The sequence below is a fragment of the Streptomyces sp. NPDC045678 genome, assembly GCF_056432085.1.
Map to the genome: position 1 here is coordinate 245,808 of NZ_JBWKJS010000006.1, position 21,530 is coordinate 267,337.

Here is a 21,530-nt window from a genome sequence, read left to right on the forward strand (position 1 = left end):
CACCGTGGGAGTTGTGCTCAGCCGAGCGCCCTCCGGGGAGGCGGCCGCGGCAGAAAGGTGCGCAGGTGGGCGGGGTCTGGGCAGGGGTGAGGGAGCGCGTGCTCGCGCTGCGGGACGCGCCGAACCGGCGGGCGGTGTTCGGCGCGTACTCCAAGGAGTACGGCCACCGGTTCGAGCTGCGCCCGGCCCTCACCGAGGAGCAGGTCGCCTCGGTGGAGCGACAGAGCGGGGTGCGGTTTCCCGAGGAGTACCGGAGCTTCCTGCTGGAGGTCGCCGCGGGCGGCGCCGGCCCGGACTACGGCCTGTTCACCATCGAGCCCCCCGAGTCCGACCCCGGCCCCGAAGCTGTGCCCACCCCCGCGGTGTTCCGTCCCGAGCGCACGGCGGAGTGGGAGGCGCACCAAGAGGCGGAGCCCCAGCGGTCGGCCTACGGGGACTCCGACGAGGACGCGGCCCGGTTCCGCGACGCCTACGCCGCCTGGGACAAGCGCGACGACGAGCTCCTCGACTCGCTGACCGAAGGCGCGCTCCACGTGAGCGAACAGGGCTGCGCCTACTACACGTTGCTGGCGATGACCGGCCCCGAGCGCGGCACGATGTGGCAGGACGTCCGCGCGGTCGGGGAGGGCGTGATCCCGTTCGAGTTCTTCGGCAGCACGGCCCGGGTCACCTTCGCCGAGTGGTACGCCCACTGGCTGACCCGCGCGGAACGGGTGGCGTGGCAGACGCCCGAGGAACGTGCGGTGCCCCGGGCGTAGCCCTCGGGCGCCCAGCCGGCTACTCCGTCCTCCTGCGGATCTTGTTCCCCAGCCAGACCAACGGGTCGTACTTCCGGTCAACCGCCCGTTCCTTCAGGGGAATCAGGGCATTGTCCGTGATCTTGATGCCCTCCGGGCACACCTCCGTGCAGCACTTCGTGATGTTGCAGTAGCCGAGCCCGTGCTCGTCCTGCGCCGTGCGCTTGCGGTCGAGACCGGACTCCGCCGCCGCGTCCAGCGGGTGCATGTCCAGTTCGGCGACGCGCATCAAGAAGCGCGGGCCCGCGAAGACGCCCTTGTTCTCCTCGTGGTCGCGCACCACGTGGCACGTGTCCTGGCACAGGAAGCACTCGATGCACTTGCGGAACTCCTGCGGGCGGTCCACGTCCGACTGCTGCATGCGGTATTCGCCGGGGCCCAGGTCCGCGGGCGGTACAAACGCCGGGACCTCGCGCGCCTTCGTGTAGTTGAAGCCGACGTCGGTCACCAGGTCACGCACCACGGGGAACGCGCGCAGCGGGGTCACCGTGATGACCTCGTCGCGGCCGAAGACCGACATCCGTGTCATGCACATCAGGCGAGGGCGCCCGTTGATCTCCGCGGAGCACGAACCGCACTTGCCCGCCTTGCAGTTCCAGCGCACCGCGAGGTCGGGCGCCTGGGTGGCCTGCAGGCGGTGGATGATGTCGAGGACGACCTCGCCCTCGTTGACCTCGATCTTGAAATCCTCCAGGTCACCGCCGCTCAGGTCCCCGCGCCAGACCTTGAATTGCGCGTCGTACGAACTCATTCGTACAGCTCCTCTTCAGAGAGGTACTTGACCAGCTCCTCCTTTTCGAAGAGGGCGAGCAGGTCCGGGCGGATGGGTTCGGTCGTGACGCGGTCGAGGTCGATCTGGCCGCGTACGGGATCGGTGGCCGCCAGACCGCCGGTCGGGTCGGCCAGCCGGCAGAGCAGGTTGGCCCGCCGCCACTCGCGGTTCATCGCCGGGTGGTCCTCCCGCGTGTGACCGCCGCGGCTCTCCGTGCGCTCCAGGGCGGCCCGCGCGACGCACTCGCTGACCAGGAGCATGTTCCGCAGGTCCAGGGCGAGGTGCCAGCCCGGGTTGAACTGCCGGTGGCCCTCGACTCCGGCGCGCCGCGCCCGTACCCGCAGTTCGGCGAGTTTCTCCAGAGCCTGCTCCATCTCCGCCTCGCGGCGGATGATGCCGACCAGGTCGTTCATGGTCTGCTGCAGTTCCTGATGGAGGGTGTACGGGTTCTCGGGCGTCACCCCGTCCTCCCGCCCCTCGGCGCTGAACGGCCGCAGCGCCTCCGCGGCCGCCGTGTCCACCTGCACCTCGTCCGGCACGGGCCGGGACGTGAGCCCCGCGGCGTACCTGGCGGCGTGCAGGCCCGCGCGCCGTCCGAAGACCAGCAGGTCGGAGAGGGAGTTCCCGCCGAGCCGGTTGGAGCCGTGCATGCCGCCCGCGACCTCGCCCGCGGCGAAGAGCCCGGCCACGCGGCGCGTGGCCGCGGTGTCGGAGTCGACCGCGATGCCGCCCATCACGTAGTGACAGGTCGGTCCGACCTCCATCGCCTCGGCGGTGATGTCGACGTCCGCGAGCTCCTTGAACTGGTGGTACATCGAGGGCAGTCGGCGCTTGATGACGTCCGCGGGCATGCGCGTCGACACGTCGAGGAAGACGCCGCCGTGCGGGGAGCCGCGGCCAGCCTTCACCTCGGCGTTGATGGCGCGGGCCACCTCGTCACGGGGGAGCAGTTCGGGCGGACGGCGGTTGTGGTCCGGGTCCTCGTACCAGCGGTCGCCCTCCTCCTCCGACTGCGCGTACTTCTCCTTGAAGACGTCGGGCACGTAGTCGAACATGAACCGCTTGCCCTCGGAGTTCCTGAGGACGCCGCCGTCGCCGCGCACGGACTCGGTGACGAGGATGCCCTTGACCGACGGCGGCCAGACCATGCCCGTCGGGTGGAACTGCACGAACTCCATGTTCAGGAGGGGCGCGCCGGCGAGCAGCGCGAGCGCGTGGCCGTCGCCCGTGTACTCCCACGAGTTCGACGTCACCTTGAAGGACTTGCCGATGCCACCGGTCGCCAGGACGACACTGGGCGCTTCGAGCACGAAGAAGCGGCCCGACTCCCGGTCGTAGCAGAAGGCCCCGCCGACGCGGCCGCCCTCGTCGCCGTCGTCGCCCGACTCGTCCTTCAGCACGCGCGTGACCGTGCACTCCTGGAAGACCTTCAGGCGCGCTTCGTAGTCGCCGAACTCCTTGTAGTCCTCCTGTTGCAGCGAGACGATCTTCTGCTGCAGCGTGCGGATCAGCTCCAGGCCGGTGCGGTCGCCGACGTGGGCGAGCCGCGGGTACTCGTGGCCGCCGAAGTTGCGCTGCGAGATCCGGCCGTCCGGAGTGCGGTCGAAGAGCGCGCCCCAGGTCTCCAGTTCCCACACGCGGTCCGGCGCCTCGCGGGCGTGCAGCTCGGCCATGCGCCACTGATTGAGGAACTTGCCGCCGCGCAGCGTGTCGCGGAAGTGGACCTGCCAGTTGTCGCCGGAGTTCACATTGCCCATGGAGGCGGCGATGCCGCCCTCGGCCATCACCGTGTGGGCCTTGCCGAACAGCGACTTGCAGATCACGGCCGTACGGGCGCCCTGTTCACGCGCCTCGATCGCGGCCCGCAGGCCCGCGCCCCCGGCCCCCACCACGACGACGTCCCACTGCTGTCGTTCCACCTGAGACATCAGAAGGCCCCGTCCATCAGAAGAAGCGCGGATCGTCGAAGGCACCGCTCGCGACCAGGTAGACGTAGAGGTCGGCGAGCGCCACGCTCGCCAACGACGTCCACGCGAGCAGCATGTGCCGGCTGGTCAGCTTCCCGGTCCACTGCCACATGCGGTACCGGACGGGATGCTTGGAGAAGTGCTTGAGCTTGCCGCCGATGACATGGCGGCAGGAGTGGCAGGAGAGGGTGTAGATCCAGATCAGTACGACGTTGACGAGCAGGACGAGCGTGCCGAGCCCCATGTGGCCCCACTCGTAGTTCTCGTCGCGGAAGCCCAGGACGGCGTCGTACGTGAGGATGCCCGCCACGGGCACGGCGGCGTAGAAGAAGTACCGGTGGATGTTCTGCAGGATCAGCGGGAAGCGGGTCTCGCCGGTGTACTTCTTGTGCGGCTCGGCGACCGCGCAGGCCGGTGGTGAGGCCCAGAAGCCCCGGTAGTAGGCCTTGCGGTAGTAGTAGCAGGTCAGCCGGAAGCCGAGCGGGAAGATCAGGATCAGGATGGAGGGGGACAGGCCCCACCAGCTGCCGAAGATCTCCCAGTTGGGGCCGCCCTTCATCGGTTCGCAGTTCTCGGCGAGGCACGGCGAGTAGAACGGCGACACGTACGGCGCCGCGTAGTAGTCCGCGTTCGCGAAGGCCCGCCACGTCGAGTAGACGATGAAGGCGAGCAGTCCCGCGGCGGTCGCCGCGGGCGCCAGCCACCAGCGGTCCGTACGCAGATGGGCAACGGTGATGGCGGCGCGCGTGCCGTCGCGCACGCCGCCGCCCGGTGCCGGTCCGCTCTTCGGTTGGGGTTCCGTGCCGGTGGCCAACGAGGCTCCACTCCTTCTTCCTCGGTCGGGGAGAAGCTCAGAGAGGGCGTGCGTTCAGAGAGGACGTGCGCTCAGAGAGTGCGTGCGGGATCAGGGCGCGTGGCGGTCGCTGCCGCCCAGGCCCTCGTCGTCGAAATCGCCGGTGTTCGTCCACATCGAGCGGTCGTACGGCGTATCGGGGATGGTCACGAACTCGGGCTCGTGCGGTGCGAGGGGGGACGGTGGCGGGACCGCCGCGCGCAGCAGCGCCACGCTCTCGCGCAGATGGTCGGTGTCCGTGCGGACCCGGCGCACGTCGACGCCCGCGATCTGGTCGCCGGCCTGCTGCTCCAGCCTGCCGACGGTGCGGACGAGGTCGTCCACGCAACGTTGTACAGCCGTCAATTCATCGTGCAGAGCCATTACTTGCCCTCACTTCAGGGGTGCGGTGGCAACGCTCATGCGCCTGCGAGTGTCGCGCGTCACATCCCGGCTTGTGAAGAGATCTGCAGTGATTGCCGGATCAGGGGCGGTGAATGCGCCGGATCACGTGCCGATCGCGCCGACCTCGACCGACGGCGACCGCTTCACGATCGCCCGGCCGCCACCGGGCTACCCCGCGCCGCCCGTGGCAGCCAACCCGACCGCCACCCCATTGGGCCGCACGAGTGGCATCTGCGCGCCCCCGCGCCGTGCCTCCCCCGCACCCCGCGTCCCGTCGCCTTCAGTGGGGCCATAGATGTGATCAGCTCCATATACCGCCAAACGTGATCAAACCCGGCCCGGTCCTGGCAGCGGGCGGGCGGGCGAGCCCCGGACCCCGGAGGTACCAGTCATGTCCCACGACCGCGCCAGAGTCAGATCTGTCGTGTTCCTCGCGACGGGGGTGCTGGCTCTGCCCGCCCTCGCCGGATGCAGCTCGAGCGACGAGGCCGGCCGGCCGGTCGCGGGTCAGGACGTCGCTCCCGCCGCCCGGGACATGGTCGCCGACGGCGGAACCATGAACTGGGCGGTCGACGAGCTGCCGGAAACGTTCAACTCCTTCCAGGCGGACGCCGACGAAGCGACCGCGCGGGTCGCGGGCGCGGTCCTGCCGTCCCTGTTCCGCCTCGACGCGCAGGGCAGGGCGCAGCGCAACACCGACTTCCTGGAGTCCGCGGAGGTCGTCGAGCGCGAGCCGCAGCAGGTCGTCCTGTACAAGCTCAACCAGCAGGCGGTCTGGAGCGACGGCAGGGAGATCGGCGCCGACGACTTCGCCGCGCAGTGGCGGGCCCTCTCCGGCAGGGACAGCGCGTACTGGACGGCACGGAACGCGGGCTACGACCGCATCGCGAAGATCGAGCGCGGCGCGAACAACCTGGAGGTGCGGGTCACCTTCGCCAAGCCGTACGCGGACTGGCGCTCCCTGTTCTCCCCGCTGTACCCGAAGCAGATCATGGGCACGCCCGACTCCTTCAACGACGGCGCGCGCCGCAAGCTGAAGGTGACCGCGGGCCCCTTCGCGCTCAGCGGCACCGACCGCAAGGCCGGTGACGTGACGCTGGAGCGCAACGCGCGCTGGTGGGGCGGCCCGGCCAAGCTCAACAAGATCGTGCTGCGCAAGGTGGGGCGCGCCGAGCGGGCGGAGGCGCTCGCCAAGGGCCGGATCGACCTCGCCGCGATCGACGCGGCCGAGGCCGGGCGGATCTCCCGGGCCGCCGGGGACAAGGGGGGCGAGGGCCCGCTCGCCCACGGCCCCGGCGCCGCGATCACCCCCGCGAGGGCGCTGCGCTCCTGGGCGATCGCCCACGGCTCCGACGAGGAGGCCGCCGACACGGAGACCGAGGCACGCGCCAAGACCCGCAAGGCGGTCAAGAGGTACGCGGCCGAGCAGGAGGGGCTGCGCGGCTACGTCGTACGCAAGTCCCTGGAGCCCGCCTACACGCAGCTGGCCCTCAACGGCTCCGAAGGCCCGCTCGCCGACGACCGGGTGCGCCGTGCGGTCGCCCGCGCCCTGGACCGCGGGGAGCTCGCGAAGACCGTCCTCAAGCCGCTCGGCCTCCCCGCCGAGCCGGTCGGCAGCCACCTCGCCCTCGCCGGGCAGCAGGCGTACGCGGACAACAGCGGGGCCCTCGGCGAGCAGGACACCGCCGAGGCGCGAGCGCTCCTCGCGGACGCCGGCTGGACGCCGGGCGCGCTCCTGAAGGGGGAGAAGGAAGAAGGAGAGAAGGAGAAGGGGGAGGAGAAGGAGGAGAAGACGGCAGGCGGCGAGTCCGACGCGAAGGACGAGAAGAGCGAGAAGGCCGAGAAGGCCGAGAAGAAGTCGAAGGACTCCGAAGAGGACTCCACCGACGGAGGCGACAGCGACGGCGAAGGCAACGGCAACGGCAACGACGACGGCACCTACATCGTCGGCGAGGAAGACGGCAAGCCCGGCGACAACAGCACCACCGTCCTCGCCCCCGCCCCCGCGGCCGCCTACCAGCGTGCCGTCCTGAACCGCCAGGCCGACGTCCTCGGCCTGCCCCGCGAGGCCGACAAGGAGAAGAAGAAGGAGCCCGCCGACCACGCCAAGCAGCACTCCAGGGATCAGGCCAAGGGCGGCGCCCCCGGCGCGTACGCCCCGAAGGGCACCGCCGCACCCAAGGCATCGGGTGCGAAGGGAGCCGCGGCGGCGGGCCCGCTCGCCAAGGACGGCAAGCCCCTCACCCTCCGTTTCGTGCTGCCCTCCGGGGACGGCTCGGAGCAGCTGCGCGCGGTGGCCGACCGGATCTCGCGGATGCTGGAGAGGATCGGTGTCCGTACGGAGACGGCGAAGGTCGCCGACGAGAGCTACTTCAAGGACCACATCGCGTCCGGTCAGTACGACCTCGCCCTCTACTCGTGGCCCGCTTCGGCCTTCCCGGCCACCGACGCCCGCCCGATCTTCGCCAAGCCGGTCCCGGCCGCGGACGGCTCGCTGAACGTCGAGCAGAACTACACCCGTGTCGGCACGGACCACATCGATCAACTGTTCGACCAGGCGGTCGGCGAGCTGGATGCAGAAACGTCACGCTCCCTGGTCAAGAAGGCGGACGCCCGCATCTGGGCGGAGGCGGGCTCCATCCCCCTCTACCAGCGCCCCCAGCTGATGGCCGCCCGCCCGAACCTGGCCAACGCCGGAGCGTTCGGCTTCCAGACCCCGCGCTACGAGGACATCGGCTTCCTGAAGCCGGGCGCGAAGCCGTCGGGCGGACCGTCCGCGAAGTAACACCCCGCCGGGGCGGCACCCGGCCGAAGTGACGCCCCGCCTCAGATTCCGCTCAACTCTCTTGCCCGCCGGCCCTCCCGGCGGGCAAGCTCGTGTGTACCCATTGACCTGCTGTTTCCCCAGAGTTCCCGAGGCTTTCCGCACCCCTGCGAAGCCCCCGCGGAGGCTGCCTCCGCGAGGGACACGTAGACTGGGGTGAGGCCGTGGCGTGTCCAGCCCGGCAGGGTCCGCGTACTCAGATGTACGCGCGACCGACCACTCACTCCAGGAGTACGCCGCACTATGGCCACGCGCCACGACATCCGCAACGTTGCCATCGTCGCTCACGTCGACCACGGCAAGACGACCATCGTCGACGCCATGCTCAAGCAGGCCGGCTCGTTCGCCGCGCACGCCGCCGAGTCCCTCGACGACCGCATGATGGACTCGAACGACCTGGAGCGTGAGAAGGGCATCACGATCCTCGCCAAGAACACGGCGGTGAAGTATCACCCCAAGGACGGCGGGGACCCGATCACGATCAACATCATCGACACCCCCGGCCACGCCGACTTCGGTGGCGAGGTCGAGCGCGGTCTGTCGATGGTGGACGCGGTCGTCCTGCTGGTCGACGCCTCCGAGGGCCCGCTCCCGCAGACCCGCTTCGTGCTGCGCAAGGCGCTCCAGCAGCGCCTCCCGGTCATCCTGTGCATCAACAAGACGGACCGTCCCGACTCGCGCATCGACGAGGTCGTCAACGAGACGTACGACCTCTTCCTCGACCTGGACGCCGACGAGGACCAGATCGAGTTCCCGATCGTCTACGCCTGCGGCCGCGACGGCATCGCCTCGCTGACCAAGCCGGACGACGGCACGGTCCCGGCGGACTCCACCAACCTGGAGCCGTTCTTCTCCACGATCCTGGAGCACGTCCCGGCGCCGACGTACGACGAGAGCGCCCCGCTCCAGGCGCACGTCACCAACCTGGACGCCGACAACTTCCTCGGCCGCATCGCGCTGCTCCGCGTCGAGCAGGGCGAGCTGCGCAAGGGCCAGACGGTGGCCTGGATCAAGCGCGACGGCACGATCGCCAACGTCCGCATCACCGAGCTGATGATGACCGAGGCGCTCACCCGCAAGCCCGCCGAGATGGCGGGCCCGGGCGACATCTGCGCCGTGGCGGGTATCCCCGACATCATGATCGGCGAGACCCTCGCCGACCCGGAGAACCCGATCGCGCTGCCGCTGATCACGGTCGACGAGCCGGCGATCTCCATGACCATCGGCACGAACACCTCGCCGCTGGTCGGCCGCGGCGGCACGGGCAAGGGCGCGGACGCCAAGGCCGCGGTCAAGGACCGCAAGGTCACCGCCCGTCAGGTCAAGGACCGCCTCGAGCGCGAGCTGATCGGCAACGTCTCGCTGCGCGTCCTGGACACCGAGCGCCCCGACGCCTGGGAGGTGCAGGGCCGCGGTGAGCTGGCGCTGGCCATCCTGGTCGAGCAGATGCGCCGCGAGGGCTTCGAGATGACCATCGGCAAGCCGCAGGTGGTCACCCGCCAGGTCGACGGCAAGACGCACGAGCCCGTCGAGCGCATGACCATCGACGTGCCCGAGGAGCACATGGGCGCCGTCACGCAGCTCATGGGCGTCCGCAAGGGCCGCATGGACAACATGTCGAACCACGGCTCCGGCTGGGTCCGCCTGGAGTTCGTCGTCCCGTCCCGCGGCCTCATCGGCTTCCGTACGGAGTTCCTGACCCAGACGCGCGGCACGGGCATCGCCCACTCCATCCACGAGGGCCACGAGCCGTGGTTCGGCGAGCTGAAGACCCGTAACAACGGCTCCCTGGTCGCCGACCGCGCCGGTGCCGTCACCGCCTTCGCGATGACGAACCTCCAGGAGCGCGGCGTGCTGTTCACCGAGCCCGGCACCGAGGTGTACGAGGGCATGATCGTCGGCGAGAACTCCCGCGCCGACGACATGGACGTGAACATCACCAAGGAGAAGAAGCTCACCAACATGCGCTCCGCCTCCGCCGACTCCTTCGAGGCGATCGTGCCGCCCCGCAAGCTGTCGCTCGAGCAGTCCCTGGAGTTCTGCCGCGACGACGAGTGCGTCGAGGTGACCCCGGAGGCCGTCCGCATCCGCAAGGTCGTCCTGGACCAGAAGGAGCGCGGCCGCTCCGCGTCCCGCGCCAAGCACAGCTGACCCCATTGAGGTAGTCGGCAGACGGCACACAGCCGCCTGAGAGGCCGATTTCCGCCGCTCCCGAGGGAGTTGCGCGGAAGTCGGCCTCTGGTGTTTTCGCTGACGAGTACGGTGTGGCCACTGATGCGCGGGGGTCTCCCGGCAACCGGTTTTTGTCCGCCAAGTGTCCGGTATGCGGACGTCACTGACCGTTAGATGTGTAACACGTCCGTTTCGCAACCATCTATCTCGGATCGGTTTGTCCGGATTTTGGAAGTTGTACGCACCAGGTGTGATTGAACCGAGACCAAAAGGGTGTGGTCGACCGGTACCTCATGGCTAATAGTTGACCGCGTATAGCTCGGGTCAATGGGTCACGCGCTGTGGGGAGCGCCGACTCACGAGCACACTGGGGTACTCGATCGTCGCCGTCAGGGGTGTCGGCGCGGTTTCTCGTACCCCCTCTTGTAGTGAACAAGTGGACTCATGAGGAGGAACCCCATGCGTGGTGCCAAGAGCGCCAAGTGGGTCGCGATAGCCGGTGTTGTGGCGCTGACGGCCACCGCTTGTGGCGGCGGCGACAGTGACAGCAATGGCAGCGGCAAGGTCGACCCCAAGGGGATCGTCAGCTACGCCAACGGCGAGCCGCAGAACGCTCTGCAGCCGTCGAACACCATGGAGGCGTACGGCAGCGTCGTCATCGACGCCCTCTTCACGGGCCTCGTGTACTACGACAAGCAGGGCAACATCACCTACGAGAACGCCGAGTCGGTCACCCCCGACAAGGCGAACAAGGTGTGGACCGTCAAGCTGAAGCCGGGCTGGAAGTTCCACAACGGTGAGACCGTCACCGCGAAGTCGTACGTCGACGCCTGGAACTGGGCCGCCGACCCGGCGAACGGCCAGCAGAACAGCTCCTGGTACCGCGACATCGTCGGCTACGACGAGGTCCACCCGGAGAAGGGCAAGGCCAAGAAGAAGGCCATGTCCGGCCTGAAGGTCGTCGACGACAACACCTTCACCATCACGCTGAAGAACGGCATCCCGTACTACGCGTACAAGCTGGTCTACAAGCCGTTCTTCCCGCTGCCCTCGGCCGCTCTGAAGGACCCGAAGAAGTACGGCGAGGCCCCGGTCGGCAACGGTCCGTACAAGTTCAAGAGCTGGGACCACAAGAAGTCGATCCAGGTCACCGCCTGGCCCGGCTACAAGGGCGAGGACAAGCCCAAGAACGGCGGCATCAACTTCAAGGCGTACACGACGCCGCAGGCCGCGTACGACGACCTGCGCTCGGACAACGTCGACACGATGCCGCTGATCCCGGACAGCGAGCTCGCGAACTTCAAGCAGGACTTCGGCGACCGCGCCATCGAGCAGGACTTCTCGGCGATCAACACGGTCAATCCGGCGTTCTACAGCAAGACGTTCAAGGACATGGACGTCAAGGTCATCCAGGGCCTGTCGATGGCCATTGACCGTGACACCATCGCGAAGACCACCTTCGCGGGCACTCGCGAGTCGGCTTCCGGCTGGGTCGCCAAGGGCGTCAAGGGCTACAAGGCCGGCGCCTGTGGTGAGTTCTGCAAGTTCGACCCGAAGAAAGCCAAGCAGTTCGTCAAGGACGGCGGCGGCGTTCCGGGCAACAAGATCTCCATCCAGTACAACGCCGACCAGCCGCACAAGGGCTGGGTCACGGCGGTGTGCAACAGCATCACCAGGTCGACCGGCGTGCAGTGCGTCGGCGACCCGAAGACCGACTTCCAGGCCGACACCGAGGTGCGGGACAAGAAGCAGGTCAAGGCGATGTACCGGTCGGGCTGGGTGCTCGACTACCCGTTCAACGGCAACTTCCTCGCCGACCTCTACGGCACGGGCGTCGACGGCAACAAGGGCGGCTTCTCGGACAAGAAGTTCGACGAGCTGACCAAGAAGGCCGACGCGGCCAAGACGATCGACGAGTCCGCGGAGCTGTACCAGAAGGCCGAAGAATCTCTGCGGCAGAGCTTCCCGGGCATCCCGCTCTGGTACAACAAGACGCTCTCCGCGCACTCCAAGAACGTGAAGAACGTGGTGTTCGACCAGGCCGGTGACCCCGTCCTGTCCGACATCGAGGTCTTCGAGAAGTAGTCGACGGAGGTCCGTCCCGAAGCGACGCCCGGTCATCCCCGGGCGTCGCTTCGGACGGCTCCGGATTGGACGGAGGCACCAATGGGGCGCTACGTCGCACGGCGACTGCTCCAGATGATCCCGGTTTTCATCGGGACAACCCTGTTGATCTTCATTATGGTCAACGTGCTCCCCGGCGACCCCGTACGGGCGCTGTGGGGCGACAAGCCGCCGGACCCGACGCAGGTGGCGCAGATTCGCCACGACCGAGGTCTGGATCTGCCGCTCTGGGAGCAGTACCTGCATTACATGAAGGGGCTCCTGCAGGGAGACTTCGGCAAGACGATCGCCGGAAACAGGCCGGTGCTCGACGAGATCACCCAGGCGTTCCCGGTCTCACTTCGCCTGGCCGCCATGGCCTGGTCCTTCGAACTCGTGGTCGGCATCACGCTGGGCGTGCTCGCGGGCATCAGGCGCGGACGCATCGTGGACAACGGGGTGACGCTGTTCACGCTCCTCGTCATTTCCGTCCCCATCTTCGTGATCGGCCGTCTCTTCCAGCTTTATTTCGGCAATGAGCTGAAGTGGATCACGCCGACGGTCCAGGACTCCGAGAATCTGGGGCAGTTGATGGTGCCGGCGCTGGTGCTCGGCATGGTCGGCCTGGCCTACGTGGCGCGCCTCACCCGTACGTCCGTGGCTGAGAACCGCTCGGCGGACTACATGCGCACGGCCGTCGCCAAGGGCCTGCCGCGCAAGCGCATCATCACCAGACACCTGCTCCGCAACTCGCTGATTCCCGTGGTCACTTACCTCGGCACCGACATCGGTGCCCTGATGAGCGGCGCGGTCATCACCGAGGGCATCTTCAATGTGACAGGCGTCGGCAACCTGCTCTTCCAGGGCTTGGCCCACCGGGAGGGCGCGGTCATCGTCGGCATTGTCACCGTTCTGGTGCTCGTATACCTCGTCGCCAGTCTGATCGTCGACCTGCTTTACGCGGTCCTGGACCCGAGGATCCGTTATGCCTGACCTCACCAAGACCTCGACTTCGGAAGAGTCGGCCGCGGCGCAGGACGAAGTCGTGGCGGGATCTGCCGTCTCGGCCGTGCCTGCGCCTGGTAAGCCCCGCAGCCTGTGGGGGGACGCCTGGCGGGATCTGCGCCGCAACCCGCTCTTCGTCATATCTGCAGTGCTGATCCTCGTCCTGCTCCTAGTGGCCGCCTTCCCTGGCCTGTTCACCAGCGTCAACCCCGAGTCCGGCGACCAGGTCAACCATTTCCTGGGCAAGCCGAACCTGGGCCACTTCTTCCAGCCGGATTGGTTCGGATACGACAGGACGGGCCGCAGCATCTATGCCCGCGTTCTCTACGGAGCGCGGAACTCGATCACGGTTGGCATCAGCGTGACACTGCTCGTCACTGTCTTCGGCGGCCTGTGCGGCATGCTCGCCGGCTACTTCGGAGGCTTCTGGGACAGCCTCATTTCCCGGCTGACCGACGTGTTCTTCGGGATCCCGTTCCTGCTCGGCGCCATGGTCGTCCTGAACGCCTTCACCGAGCGCACCGTGTGGGTGGTCACAGGCGCTCTGGCCTTCCTCGGCTGGACGCAGATCGCCCGCGTGATGCGCGGCGCAGTCATCACCACCAAGCACGCGGACTACGTGGTAGCGGCACGCGCACTTGGTGCCGGGACCAAGCGGATCATGTTCCGCCACATCCTGCCGAACGCCATCGCTCCGGTGATCGTCGTCGCGACCATCTCGCTCGGTACGTACATCGTCGCCGAGTCGACGCTGTCCTACCTGGGTCTCGGTCTTGCCGATGACGCCATCTCCTGGGGCGGAGACATCTCCGACGCCACACAGGACATCCGGAACAACCCGCACACGCTGTTCTTCCCCGCCGGGATGCTCAGCCTGACCGTGCTGGCGTTCATCATGATGGGTGACGCCGTACGCGAAGCCCTCGACCCGAAGCTGCGCTGAGGGAGGCGTAAATGACCAGCATCGACATCAAGGAAGACTCGGTTCCCGCCCCCCGCTCGGGTGAGGAAAAGAGCGGCAGGCTCCTGGACGTGAAGGACCTGCACGTCGAGTTCCACACCCGAGACGGTGTGGTCAAGGCCGTCAACGGCGTGAACTACAGCGTGGACGCGGGCGAAACGCTCGCCGTCCTCGGCGAGTCGGGCTCCGGCAAGTCCGTGACCGCTCAGGCGATCATGGGCATCCTCGACATGCCGCCCGGAAAAATCCCCCAGGGCGAGATCCTCTTCCGCGGCCAGGACATGCTGAAGATGTCCAATGAGGAGCGCAGGAAGACCCGCGGCCGCAAGATCGCGATGATCTTCCAGGACGCGCTGTCCTCGCTCAACCCCGTTCTCTCCGTGGGCTACCAGCTCGGCGAGATGTTCCGGGTGCACGAGGGCATGGGTCGCAAGGAAGCCAAGGCCAAGGCCATCGAGCTGATGGAGAAGGTCAAGATCCCGGCGGCCAAGGAGCGGGTGAACGACTACCCGCACCAGTTCTCCGGCGGTATGCGCCAGCGCATCATGATCGCGATGGCGCTCGCCCTGGAGCCGGACCTGATCATCGCGGACGAGCCCACCACGGCGCTCGACGTGACGGTCCAGGCGCAGGTCATGGACCTGCTGGCCGAGCTCCAGCGCGAGTACAACATGGGCCTGATCCTGATCACCCACGACCTCGGCGTCGTCGCCGACGTCGCGGACAAGATCGCGGTCATGTACGCGGGCCGGATCGTCGAGACGGCACCCGTCCACGAGCTGTACAAGCGCCCCGCGCACCCGTACACCCGTGGCCTCCTCGACTCGATCCCGCGCCTGGACCAGAAGGGCCAGGAGCTCTACGCGATCAAGGGTCTGCCGCCCAACCTGCTCAAGATCCCCGGCGGTTGCGCGTTCAACCCGCGCTGCCCCAAGGCGCAGGACATCTGCCGCACGGAGGTCCCGGCGCTCGTGCCGGTCAGCGAGCGGGACGGCGCGGAGCTGCCGGGCCGCGGCAGCGCGTGCCACTTCTGGAAGGAGACGATCCATGGCTGAGCCGAAGAAGCTCTCGAAGTCCGAGGAGCCGCGGGACGCGACGCCGAACGTCTCCGAGGTGGACACGGTCGACGCGGCCACCGCCGAGGAGGCCGTCGCGGCGATCGAGGCGCCGGTGGAGCGTGGCGAGCCGATCCTCCAGGTCCGCAATCTGGTCAAGCACTTCCCTCTCACCCAGGGCATCCTGATCAAGAAGCAGATCGGCGCGGTCAAGGCGGTCGACGGGATCTCCTTCGACCTGTACCAGGGCGAGACGCTGGGCATCGTGGGCGAGTCCGGCTGTGGCAAGTCCACGGTCGCCAAGCTCCTGATGACCCTCGAACGCGCCACGGCGGGCGAGGTCTTCTACAAGGGCCAGGACATCACCAAGCTGTCCGGGCGCGCGCTGAAGGCGGTCCGCCGCAACATCCAGATGGTGTTCCAGGACCCCTACACGTCCCTGAACCCCCGTATGACGGTGGGCGACATCATCGGGGAGCCCTTCGAGATCCACCCCGAGGTGGCCCCGAAGGGTTCGCGCCGCCAGAAGGTCCAGGAACTCCTGGACGTGGTGGGCCTCAACCCCGAGTACATCAACCGCTACCCGCACCAGTTCTCGGGCGGTCAGCGCCAGCGCATCGGCATCGCGCGCGGTCTGGCCCTCAACCCCGAGATCATCATCTGCGACGAGCCGGTCTCGGCCCTGGACGTCTCCGTCCAGGCCCAGGTCATCAACCTGATGGAGAAGCTCCAGGACGAGTTCAACCTGTCCTACCTCTTCATCGCGCACGACCTGTCGATCGTCCGGCACATCTCGGACCGCGTGGGTGTGATGTACCTCGGGAAGATGGCGGAGATCGGCTCGGACGAGCAGATCTACGAGCACCCGACGCACCCCTACACGCAGGCGCTGCTCTCCGCGGTCCCCGTCCCGGACCCGGAGGCCCGCGAGGGCCGTGAGCGGATCATCCTCTCCGGCGACGTGCCGTCCCCGGCGAACCCGCCCTCGGGCTGCCGCTTCCGCACTCGCTGCTGGAAGGCGGAGGCGAAGTGTGCGGAGGAGACCCCGCTGCTCGCGATCCCGCAGCAGTTCGCGGGCCAGGACACGCCGGCGGCACATGAGTCGGCCTGTCACTTCGCGGAGGAGAAGAACGTCGTCACGGCTGCGTAACTTCCTTCGCTTATGACTTCACCCCGCCGAACGAAGGGTTCGGCGGGGTGAAGTCATAAGTATGCGTTGGGTATTACCGGTTGGGCTTGAGGTAGAAGTAGAGCTCAGACTTAGGGTGACACCACGCAGGCTCGTTGGCGCTCGCGATTTGGACCCAGAGTTTGAAATCGAGCGGCTTGTTCTTGGAGAACTTGACGGTCTTGTTGATCTTGTAAGTCCGCCAGTGAGAACCCTTCGGGATGAACCACCCATTTGCCTTCAGCCAACGCTGGCGGTGGTTGCCGTCGTGCACATAGGCCGAACCGACGTGGAGTTCGCGCTCGTTGTAGTAGCGCACCTTGATGGTCTTGACCCGCGCGGAGCTGCGAGTCACCTTCCCGAGGTTCCAAATCACCTTCTCCATGGTGGAGGCGTGAGGCTTGCACTCGGGGTAGCTGTTCTTGTTGTAGCCGATGTTGGCTGAGTAGACCTTTTGGCCGCGGCTCTGGACCTTGGCCTTGCTCACAGTCCCTGAGGGTATCTCCTCCTGGGCGGACACGCCGTTACCAGAGATGGCCGCGCGATTCTCCGTGCCGGACGCGGGGCTGGCAGCGGCCAGCATTCCGGCGGCGATTGCCATGGCACTCGTGAGGGACGCGATGGTCAATGCGCGCATTACTCTCCCCGATTCGTTACTCGACGTTCAGTGTTCCTTACGGTGTGCATTCACACTATGGGGTGAACTTCTTGTGCCGCTAGTGACTTGAGGGAGAGTTGAGGTTTTTGTGCGCCTCTAGAGGAATGGTCCGGAAAGCCGGCCGTAACGTCGGCCACAGCCCGAGCGTGTTCAAGGTGGGAGCGGTGAGCAAGACGGGCGAACCGCAGGAATGACGGATGAGACGGGGGGACGATGGCGACGCGGCCCGATGAGACGGACCAGGATCACAGCGCCGGCTTCGACGCGTTCTATGCCGCCACGGCCAAACGTCTGGTCGCCACGGTCTATGCGATGACCGGCGACCTGGCGGAGGCGGAGGACGCGGTGCAGGAGGCGTACGTACGGGCGTGGCAGCGCTGGGACCGGCTCGTGGGCGAGGGGGATCCGCTGCCCTGGGTGCGGACCGTGGCATCGCGGCTCGCCATCAGTACGTGGCGCCGGACACGCAACCGCGTGCGCGCCCATTTCAGACACGGGCCCGGCGCGGATCTGCCGGAACTCTCCGCGGACCGGGTGGCGTTGATGGAGGCGCTGCGCGAACTACCGCCCCAGCAGCGGCAGGTGGTGGTCCTGTACCACCTCCTCGACCTGCCGGTGGAGCAGGTGGCAATGGAGACGGGTGCCACCAACGGAGCCGTACGCACCCGGCTCAGCCGGGCCCGCAAGGTATTGGGCGAACGCCTCGCCGATTCGGCGGCGTTCCGCACGGAGGGGGCAGCGAGCCATGGCTGAGCTCAAGGGGCGGGTCGAGGTCGAGTCCTTGCTGGACGACGTCCAGCTCCACCTGCCCGACGGCGCGGAGCTGCGGGCCAGGGGCGGACGGCGGCAGGCGAGGCGCCGGATCGCACTGTCCACGGCGGCGGTCGCGGCCGTGGCGGGGGCGGTGCTCTGGGCGGTCGTGCCGGGGGGCGGGGACGGCGGCAGGGACGTACGTCCCGCGGAGCGGTCGGAGCAGTCGCGCGAGTTCGGGCAGGACGAGACCCCGTACAAGAAGGACGGCGTCGTCCGCCTGCTGCCTCCGGAGGAGATGCCGTTGGACGAGAAGTGGCACTGGCGGGAAGGCGGCCTCGGCGACGACATGAACCGGAGCATCATGAGGATCGGGCTCAAGGACGTCGGCTGCGCGCCGATCGGCGCGGGAAACGTGCCCGGTCACGGTCGGCACACTCGGGGCTACCGAGGCGACAGCAACGCCGCCGCCCGTCACCGCTACGCCGAGTTCCGCACCGCGGCCGACACCGACACGGTGGTCGCGCACCTGCGCAACGTGCTCGACAACTGCGGTATGGAGAAGCGCGGCAAGGGCCCTGACGCGTACTACACGGGGGAGGGCACGGGGCCGAGGAGCCACCTGCGCGTTTATCTGACCCACGGTGAGAAGTGGCTCTCGGTGGTGGAGACGCTGGACGACTTCAACCGGTCGTCCTGATGCACCCCGGGCTTCACCCCGTGCCCGGCCTCCCGTAACGCCGGAAGGCGGCCGTCTCGACGGTCCAGGGCCCGAACGGCACGGCATCCCCGAAGATGTACGGCTCCCTGGACCGGTAGCGGTCCCCGCACGGTTGGGAGTGCACTTCGATCGTTCCGGTCCTGGGGTCGACGATCAGGTAGTGGCCGATGCCCATGGCCGGGTATTCGGAGAGTTCCTCGCCGTACTCGTTGTTCGGGTTGGGCGGAGAAACGATGTCGATGACGGCCAGCACCTGCGTGGCGTCGACGGCGAAACCTTCTTCGTCCAGCGCGGCCACGGGGATCACGAGGGCGTCCGGGCGGCGCATTCGGCCCAGCGACGGGGACTCGATGACGGGGCCGTTCGCGCAGGTGTGGGCCGGGTGGGTCCCGGCGAGTTGCTTGTTCAGCTGGTCCCGGATGCGGCGGACCGCGCCCCCGTGCCGCGTCGAGGGGGACGTCATCGCCAGTACGGGCCCGGAAGGCCCGACCTCGACCTTCCAGGCCCCCTCGACGCGCTCGGCGAAAGCCTCGAGTTCCTCGGCGATCGCGCGTATCTGCGCGTAGTCCATTCCGCCAGAGTAGAGCCGTCACATCGGCAGTGACCGAAGCCGCACCGCCCCCTCCGGCCACCGCGCCCCCTCGTGCAGCGGCGTCACCATCGTGCGCAGGGGCATGGTGATCACCCGGTCTTCGGGCTGGTCGACCCGTACCGGGGTTTCCGGGGGTATCGCTCGCCAGCCCAGGCGTTCGTACAGGGGGACCAGGGGCGGGCGGCAGAAGAGGAGGGCGTGGGGTGGGCCCAGGGTGGTGGCGTGGGCCAGCGCCGTCGCGATGACGCGGCGGGCCAGGCCGCGGCCTCGGACGTCGGGGGCGACGGCCACGCCGCCCACGCCGATGACCTCCGTGAGGTCGGAGCCGTCGACCGTGACGGGGAGGCGGCGGAGTCCGGCGTGGGCGACCAGGCGGCCCTCGTGGCGTATGCCGAAGTGGTCTTCCTTGGGGAGCCAGGCAAGGCCTGTCTCCGCGACGCCGAACGGGTCCTCGCCGGTGCCGAGGATCTCTTGCTGGTCGGCCTTCGTGTACCGGGCCAGGCGGAAGCCGGCCGTGTCGGGTGTGTTCATCCCCGCATGATGCGTCAAGAGGCGGCCGCGCCGTGCGGCGGGCCCGGGACCGGCTGCGCCCCGCTCGGGTCAAGGGGGTGGGGCGCAGCCGGGCCGGGCGGTTCCGGCGGGCGGGCTACAGGGACTTGCGGGTCGCGGGAATCGCCAACTGGGCCGGGGTTTCCGGGTAATGGCACGCCGTCAGGTGGCCCGTCTCGTTGCCGTCGATGCGGACCAGCGGTGGGTCGTCCGACGCGCACTTGTCCGTCGCCTTCCAGCAGCGCGTGCGGAAGCGGCAGCCCGAGGGCGGGTTGACGGGGGAGGGGACGTCGCCCTTCAGGAGGATGCGTTCCCGGCGGGGGACGTCGTCCGGAGTCGCCTCCGGGACCGCCGACAGGAGCGCCCTCGTGTAGGGGTGGCGCGGGTTCCCGTACAGGCTCTCGCGGTCCGCGATCTCCACGATGCGGCCCAGGTACATGACGGCGACCCGCTGCGAGAAGTGGCGTACCACCGCCAGGTCGTGGGCGATGAAGAGGAACGCGATGCCCAGGTCCTGCTGGAGCTTCTGGAGCAGGTTCACCACCTGCGCCTGGATCGAGACGTCCAGCGCGGAGACGGGCTCGTCGGCCACGATCAGCTTCGGCTCGAGGGCCAGGGCGCGTGCCACCCCGATGCGCTGGCGCTGGCCGCCCGAGAACTCGTGCGGGAAGCGGTTGAAGTGCTCGGGGTTGAGGCCGACCGTTTCGAGGAGCTCGCGGACGCGGGCCTCCCGGCCGCCCGCCGGGTTGATGCCGTTGACCTCCATCGGACCCGAGATGATCTTCCCGACCGTCTGGCGGGGGTTCAGCGACGCGTACGGGTCCTGGAAGATCATCTGGATCTCCGAGCGGACCGGCGCGAGCTCCTTGCGCGAGGCGTGCGTGATGTCCTGGCCGCGGTAGGAGATCTTGCCGCCGGTCGGCTCGAGGAGGCGCGTGATCAGGCGGCCCGTCGTCGACTTGCCGCAGCCGGACTCGCCGACCAGGCCCAGGCTCTCGCCCCCGCCGACGGTGAAGTCCAGGCCGTCCACGGCCTGGACGGCGCCGATCTTCCGCTTGAACGGGAATCCGCCCATCACGGGGAAGTGCTTGGTCAGCCCGCTGACGGCCAGGAGAGGCGCGGGAGGGGTGCTGCTCATCTTCGTGGAATCCCGTCTCTTGTACGTCAGTCGGTGCGCGTGCCCGCGAAGTCCGCGAAGAACTCCGCGCGCTGCTCGTCCGTGAGGTGGCAGGCCGCGCCCCGGCCCCCGGACAGTTCGAGGAGCGGCAGCTCGCCCGAGCAGCGGCCGTCCGCGACCTGCTCGGTGAACGCGCACCGGGGGTGGAAGCGGCACCCGGAGGGCGGGTTGAGGAGGCTCGGCGGCGTGCCGGGGATGGGGGAGAGCGGGACGTCCACCGGGCCCTCCAGGGACGGCATCGAGCCGAGCAGACCCCAGGTGTAGGGGTGCTGGGGGGCGCGCAGGACTTCCTTCTTCGTGCCCCGCTCCACGCACCGCCCGCCGTACATCACCAGGACGTCGTCCGCGATGTCGGCGATCACGCCCAGGTCGTGCGTGATGAAGATGATCGCCGTGCCGAACTCCTGCTGCAGGTCCTTCAGGAGGTCCATGATCTGGGCCTGGACCGTCACGTCGAGGGCCGTCGTCGGCTCGTCGGCGATCAGCAGCGTCGGGTTGCAGACCAGCGACATCGCGATCATCGCGCGCTGGCGCATACCGCCCGAGAACTGGTGCGGATAGTCGTCCACGCGCAGGTCGGGCTGTGGGATGCCGACCTTCGTCAACATCTCGATCGAGCGGTCCCGCGCCTCCTTCTTCGAGGCGCCCGTGTGCTTGCGGAACGTCTCGCCGATCTGCCGGCCGATGGTGTGGTACGGCGAGAGCGACGCCAGCGCGTCCTGGAAGATCATCGCCATCTTGTTGCCGCGCAGCTGCTCGAGCTCCCGCTCGGTGGCGGTGAGCAGCTCCTTGCCGTCGAGGAGGATCTCCCCGTCGATGGCGGTGCTGTCCTTGTGGTGCAGGCCGAGGATGGCGAGGTTCGTGACCGACTTGCCGGAGCCGGACTCTCCTACGATGCCGAGCGTCTTGCCCTTCTCCAGCTCGAAGTCGAGTCCGTCGACGGCCTTGACCGTGCCGTCCTCGGTGGCGAAGTGGACGCGCAGGTCGCGTACGGACAGGAAGGGGGTGGTGCTCATCAGATC

At 68.3% G+C, this 21,530-nt stretch carries 19 protein-coding genes; 10 read left to right on the forward strand and 9 right to left on the reverse strand.

The features are described 5' to 3' along the window. Positions 1-98 precede the first annotated feature (98 nt). Positions 99-758 (forward strand): SMI1/KNR4 family protein, encoded by a 660-nt coding sequence (locus AC07DO_RS22275; protein WP_479061960.1) that lies wholly within the window; start codon positions 99-101, stop codon positions 756-758. Positions 759-777: 19 nt separating this feature from the next. On the opposite strand, the gene AC07DO_RS22280 is transcribed toward AC07DO_RS22275, so the two are convergent. The 4 genes from AC07DO_RS22280 to AC07DO_RS22295 all read right to left on the reverse strand — a co-directional run bounded on the left by AC07DO_RS22280 (position 778) and on the right by AC07DO_RS22295 (position 4,752). After that, positions 778-1,548, reverse strand: a complete 771-nt coding sequence (locus AC07DO_RS22280) for a succinate dehydrogenase/fumarate reductase iron-sulfur subunit (RefSeq protein ID WP_479061961.1) — start codon at positions 1,546-1,548, stop codon at positions 778-780. After that, positions 1,545-3,497: a fumarate reductase/succinate dehydrogenase flavoprotein subunit gene (locus AC07DO_RS22285; RefSeq protein WP_479061963.1), complete on the reverse strand. Its 1,953-nt coding sequence runs from the start codon at positions 3,495-3,497 to the stop codon at positions 1,545-1,547. Before AC07DO_RS22285 ends, AC07DO_RS22280 begins: the two co-directional genes overlap by 4 nt. Before the next feature lie 16 nt (positions 3,498-3,513). Then, positions 3,514-4,350, reverse strand: coding sequence for a hypothetical protein (locus AC07DO_RS22290; protein ID WP_479061964.1), 837 nt, complete (start codon positions 4,348-4,350; stop codon positions 3,514-3,516). A gap of 90 nt (positions 4,351-4,440) precedes the next feature. After that, positions 4,441-4,752 carry a hypothetical protein gene (locus AC07DO_RS22295; protein WP_479061966.1) on the reverse strand — a complete coding sequence of 104 codons (312 nt, stop codon included), beginning with the start codon at positions 4,750-4,752 and terminating at the stop codon, positions 4,441-4,443. Between the two features lie 412 nt (positions 4,753-5,164). Here AC07DO_RS22295 and AC07DO_RS22300 point away from each other — a divergent pair, with 412 nt between their 5' ends. The 7 genes from AC07DO_RS22300 to AC07DO_RS22330 all read left to right on the forward strand — a co-directional run bounded on the left by AC07DO_RS22300 (position 5,165) and on the right by AC07DO_RS22330 (position 16,043). Next, positions 5,165-7,558, forward strand: coding sequence for an ABC transporter family substrate-binding protein (locus AC07DO_RS22300; protein WP_479061968.1), 2,394 nt, complete (start codon positions 5,165-5,167; stop codon positions 7,556-7,558). 282 nt (positions 7,559-7,840) lie between these two features. Further along, complete coding sequence (gene typA / locus AC07DO_RS22305) at positions 7,841-9,748, forward strand: translational GTPase TypA (RefSeq protein ID WP_479061970.1); 1,908 nt, start codon at positions 7,841-7,843, stop codon at positions 9,746-9,748. Positions 9,749-10,228: 480 nt separating this feature from the next. Further along, on the forward strand, positions 10,229-11,854 hold the full coding sequence (locus AC07DO_RS22310) for a peptide ABC transporter substrate-binding protein (protein ID WP_479061972.1): 1,626 nt from the start codon (positions 10,229-10,231) through the stop codon (positions 11,852-11,854). Positions 11,855-11,935: 81 nt separating this feature from the next. Next, entirely contained in the window at positions 11,936-12,865 is a 930-nt protein-coding gene (locus AC07DO_RS22315; protein WP_479061974.1) for an ABC transporter permease, read from the forward strand. After that, positions 12,858-13,820, forward strand: a complete 963-nt coding sequence (locus AC07DO_RS22320) for an ABC transporter permease (protein WP_479061976.1) — start codon at positions 12,858-12,860, stop codon at positions 13,818-13,820. Before AC07DO_RS22315 ends, AC07DO_RS22320 begins: the two co-directional genes overlap by 8 nt. Positions 13,821-13,831: 11 nt before the next feature. Further along, positions 13,832-14,893 carry an ABC transporter ATP-binding protein gene (locus AC07DO_RS22325; RefSeq protein WP_479061978.1) on the forward strand — a complete coding sequence of 354 codons (1,062 nt, stop codon included), beginning with the start codon at positions 13,832-13,834 and terminating at the stop codon, positions 14,891-14,893. After that, on the forward strand, positions 14,886-16,043 hold the full coding sequence (locus tag AC07DO_RS22330) for an ABC transporter ATP-binding protein (RefSeq protein WP_479061980.1): 1,158 nt from the start codon (positions 14,886-14,888) through the stop codon (positions 16,041-16,043). Before AC07DO_RS22325 ends, AC07DO_RS22330 begins: the two co-directional genes overlap by 8 nt. A gap of 73 nt (positions 16,044-16,116) precedes the next feature. On the opposite strand, the gene AC07DO_RS22335 is transcribed toward AC07DO_RS22330, so the two are convergent. Further along, on the reverse strand, positions 16,117-16,698 hold the full coding sequence (locus AC07DO_RS22335) for a hypothetical protein (RefSeq protein ID WP_479061982.1): 582 nt from the start codon (positions 16,696-16,698) through the stop codon (positions 16,117-16,119). A gap of 234 nt (positions 16,699-16,932) precedes the next feature. Between AC07DO_RS22335 and AC07DO_RS22340 the strand changes: the two genes are divergently transcribed. Together AC07DO_RS22340 and AC07DO_RS22345 are read left to right on the forward strand one after the other, a co-directional pair. Next, the gene (locus AC07DO_RS22340) at positions 16,933-17,472 is read left to right on the forward strand and encodes a SigE family RNA polymerase sigma factor (protein ID WP_479061984.1); all 540 of its coding nucleotides are present in this window, start codon (positions 16,933-16,935) and stop codon (positions 17,470-17,472) included. Next, entirely contained in the window at positions 17,465-18,169 is a 705-nt protein-coding gene (locus AC07DO_RS22345; RefSeq protein ID WP_479061986.1) for a hypothetical protein, read from the forward strand. Before AC07DO_RS22340 ends, AC07DO_RS22345 begins: the two co-directional genes overlap by 8 nt. A 13-nt stretch (positions 18,170-18,182) precedes the next feature. Here AC07DO_RS22345 and AC07DO_RS22350 read toward each other — a convergent pair whose 3' ends face one another. The 4 genes from AC07DO_RS22350 to AC07DO_RS22365 form a co-directional block, all read right to left on the reverse strand. After that, positions 18,183-18,761 (reverse strand): Uma2 family endonuclease, encoded by a 579-nt coding sequence (locus AC07DO_RS22350; RefSeq protein ID WP_479061988.1) that lies wholly within the window; start codon positions 18,759-18,761, stop codon positions 18,183-18,185. Positions 18,762-18,779: 18 nt separating this feature from the next. After that, a complete protein-coding gene (locus tag AC07DO_RS22355) occupies positions 18,780-19,313 on the reverse strand; it encodes a GNAT family N-acetyltransferase (protein ID WP_479061990.1) in 534 nt (177 codons plus the stop codon). A gap of 115 nt (positions 19,314-19,428) precedes the next feature. Beyond that, complete coding sequence (locus AC07DO_RS22360) at positions 19,429-20,469, reverse strand: ABC transporter ATP-binding protein (protein WP_479061992.1); 1,041 nt, start codon at positions 20,467-20,469, stop codon at positions 19,429-19,431. Between the two features lie 26 nt (positions 20,470-20,495). Then, positions 20,496-21,524, reverse strand: coding sequence for an ABC transporter ATP-binding protein (locus tag AC07DO_RS22365; RefSeq protein ID WP_479061994.1), 1,029 nt, complete (start codon positions 21,522-21,524; stop codon positions 20,496-20,498). Between the last annotated feature and the right edge of the window lie 6 nt (positions 21,525-21,530).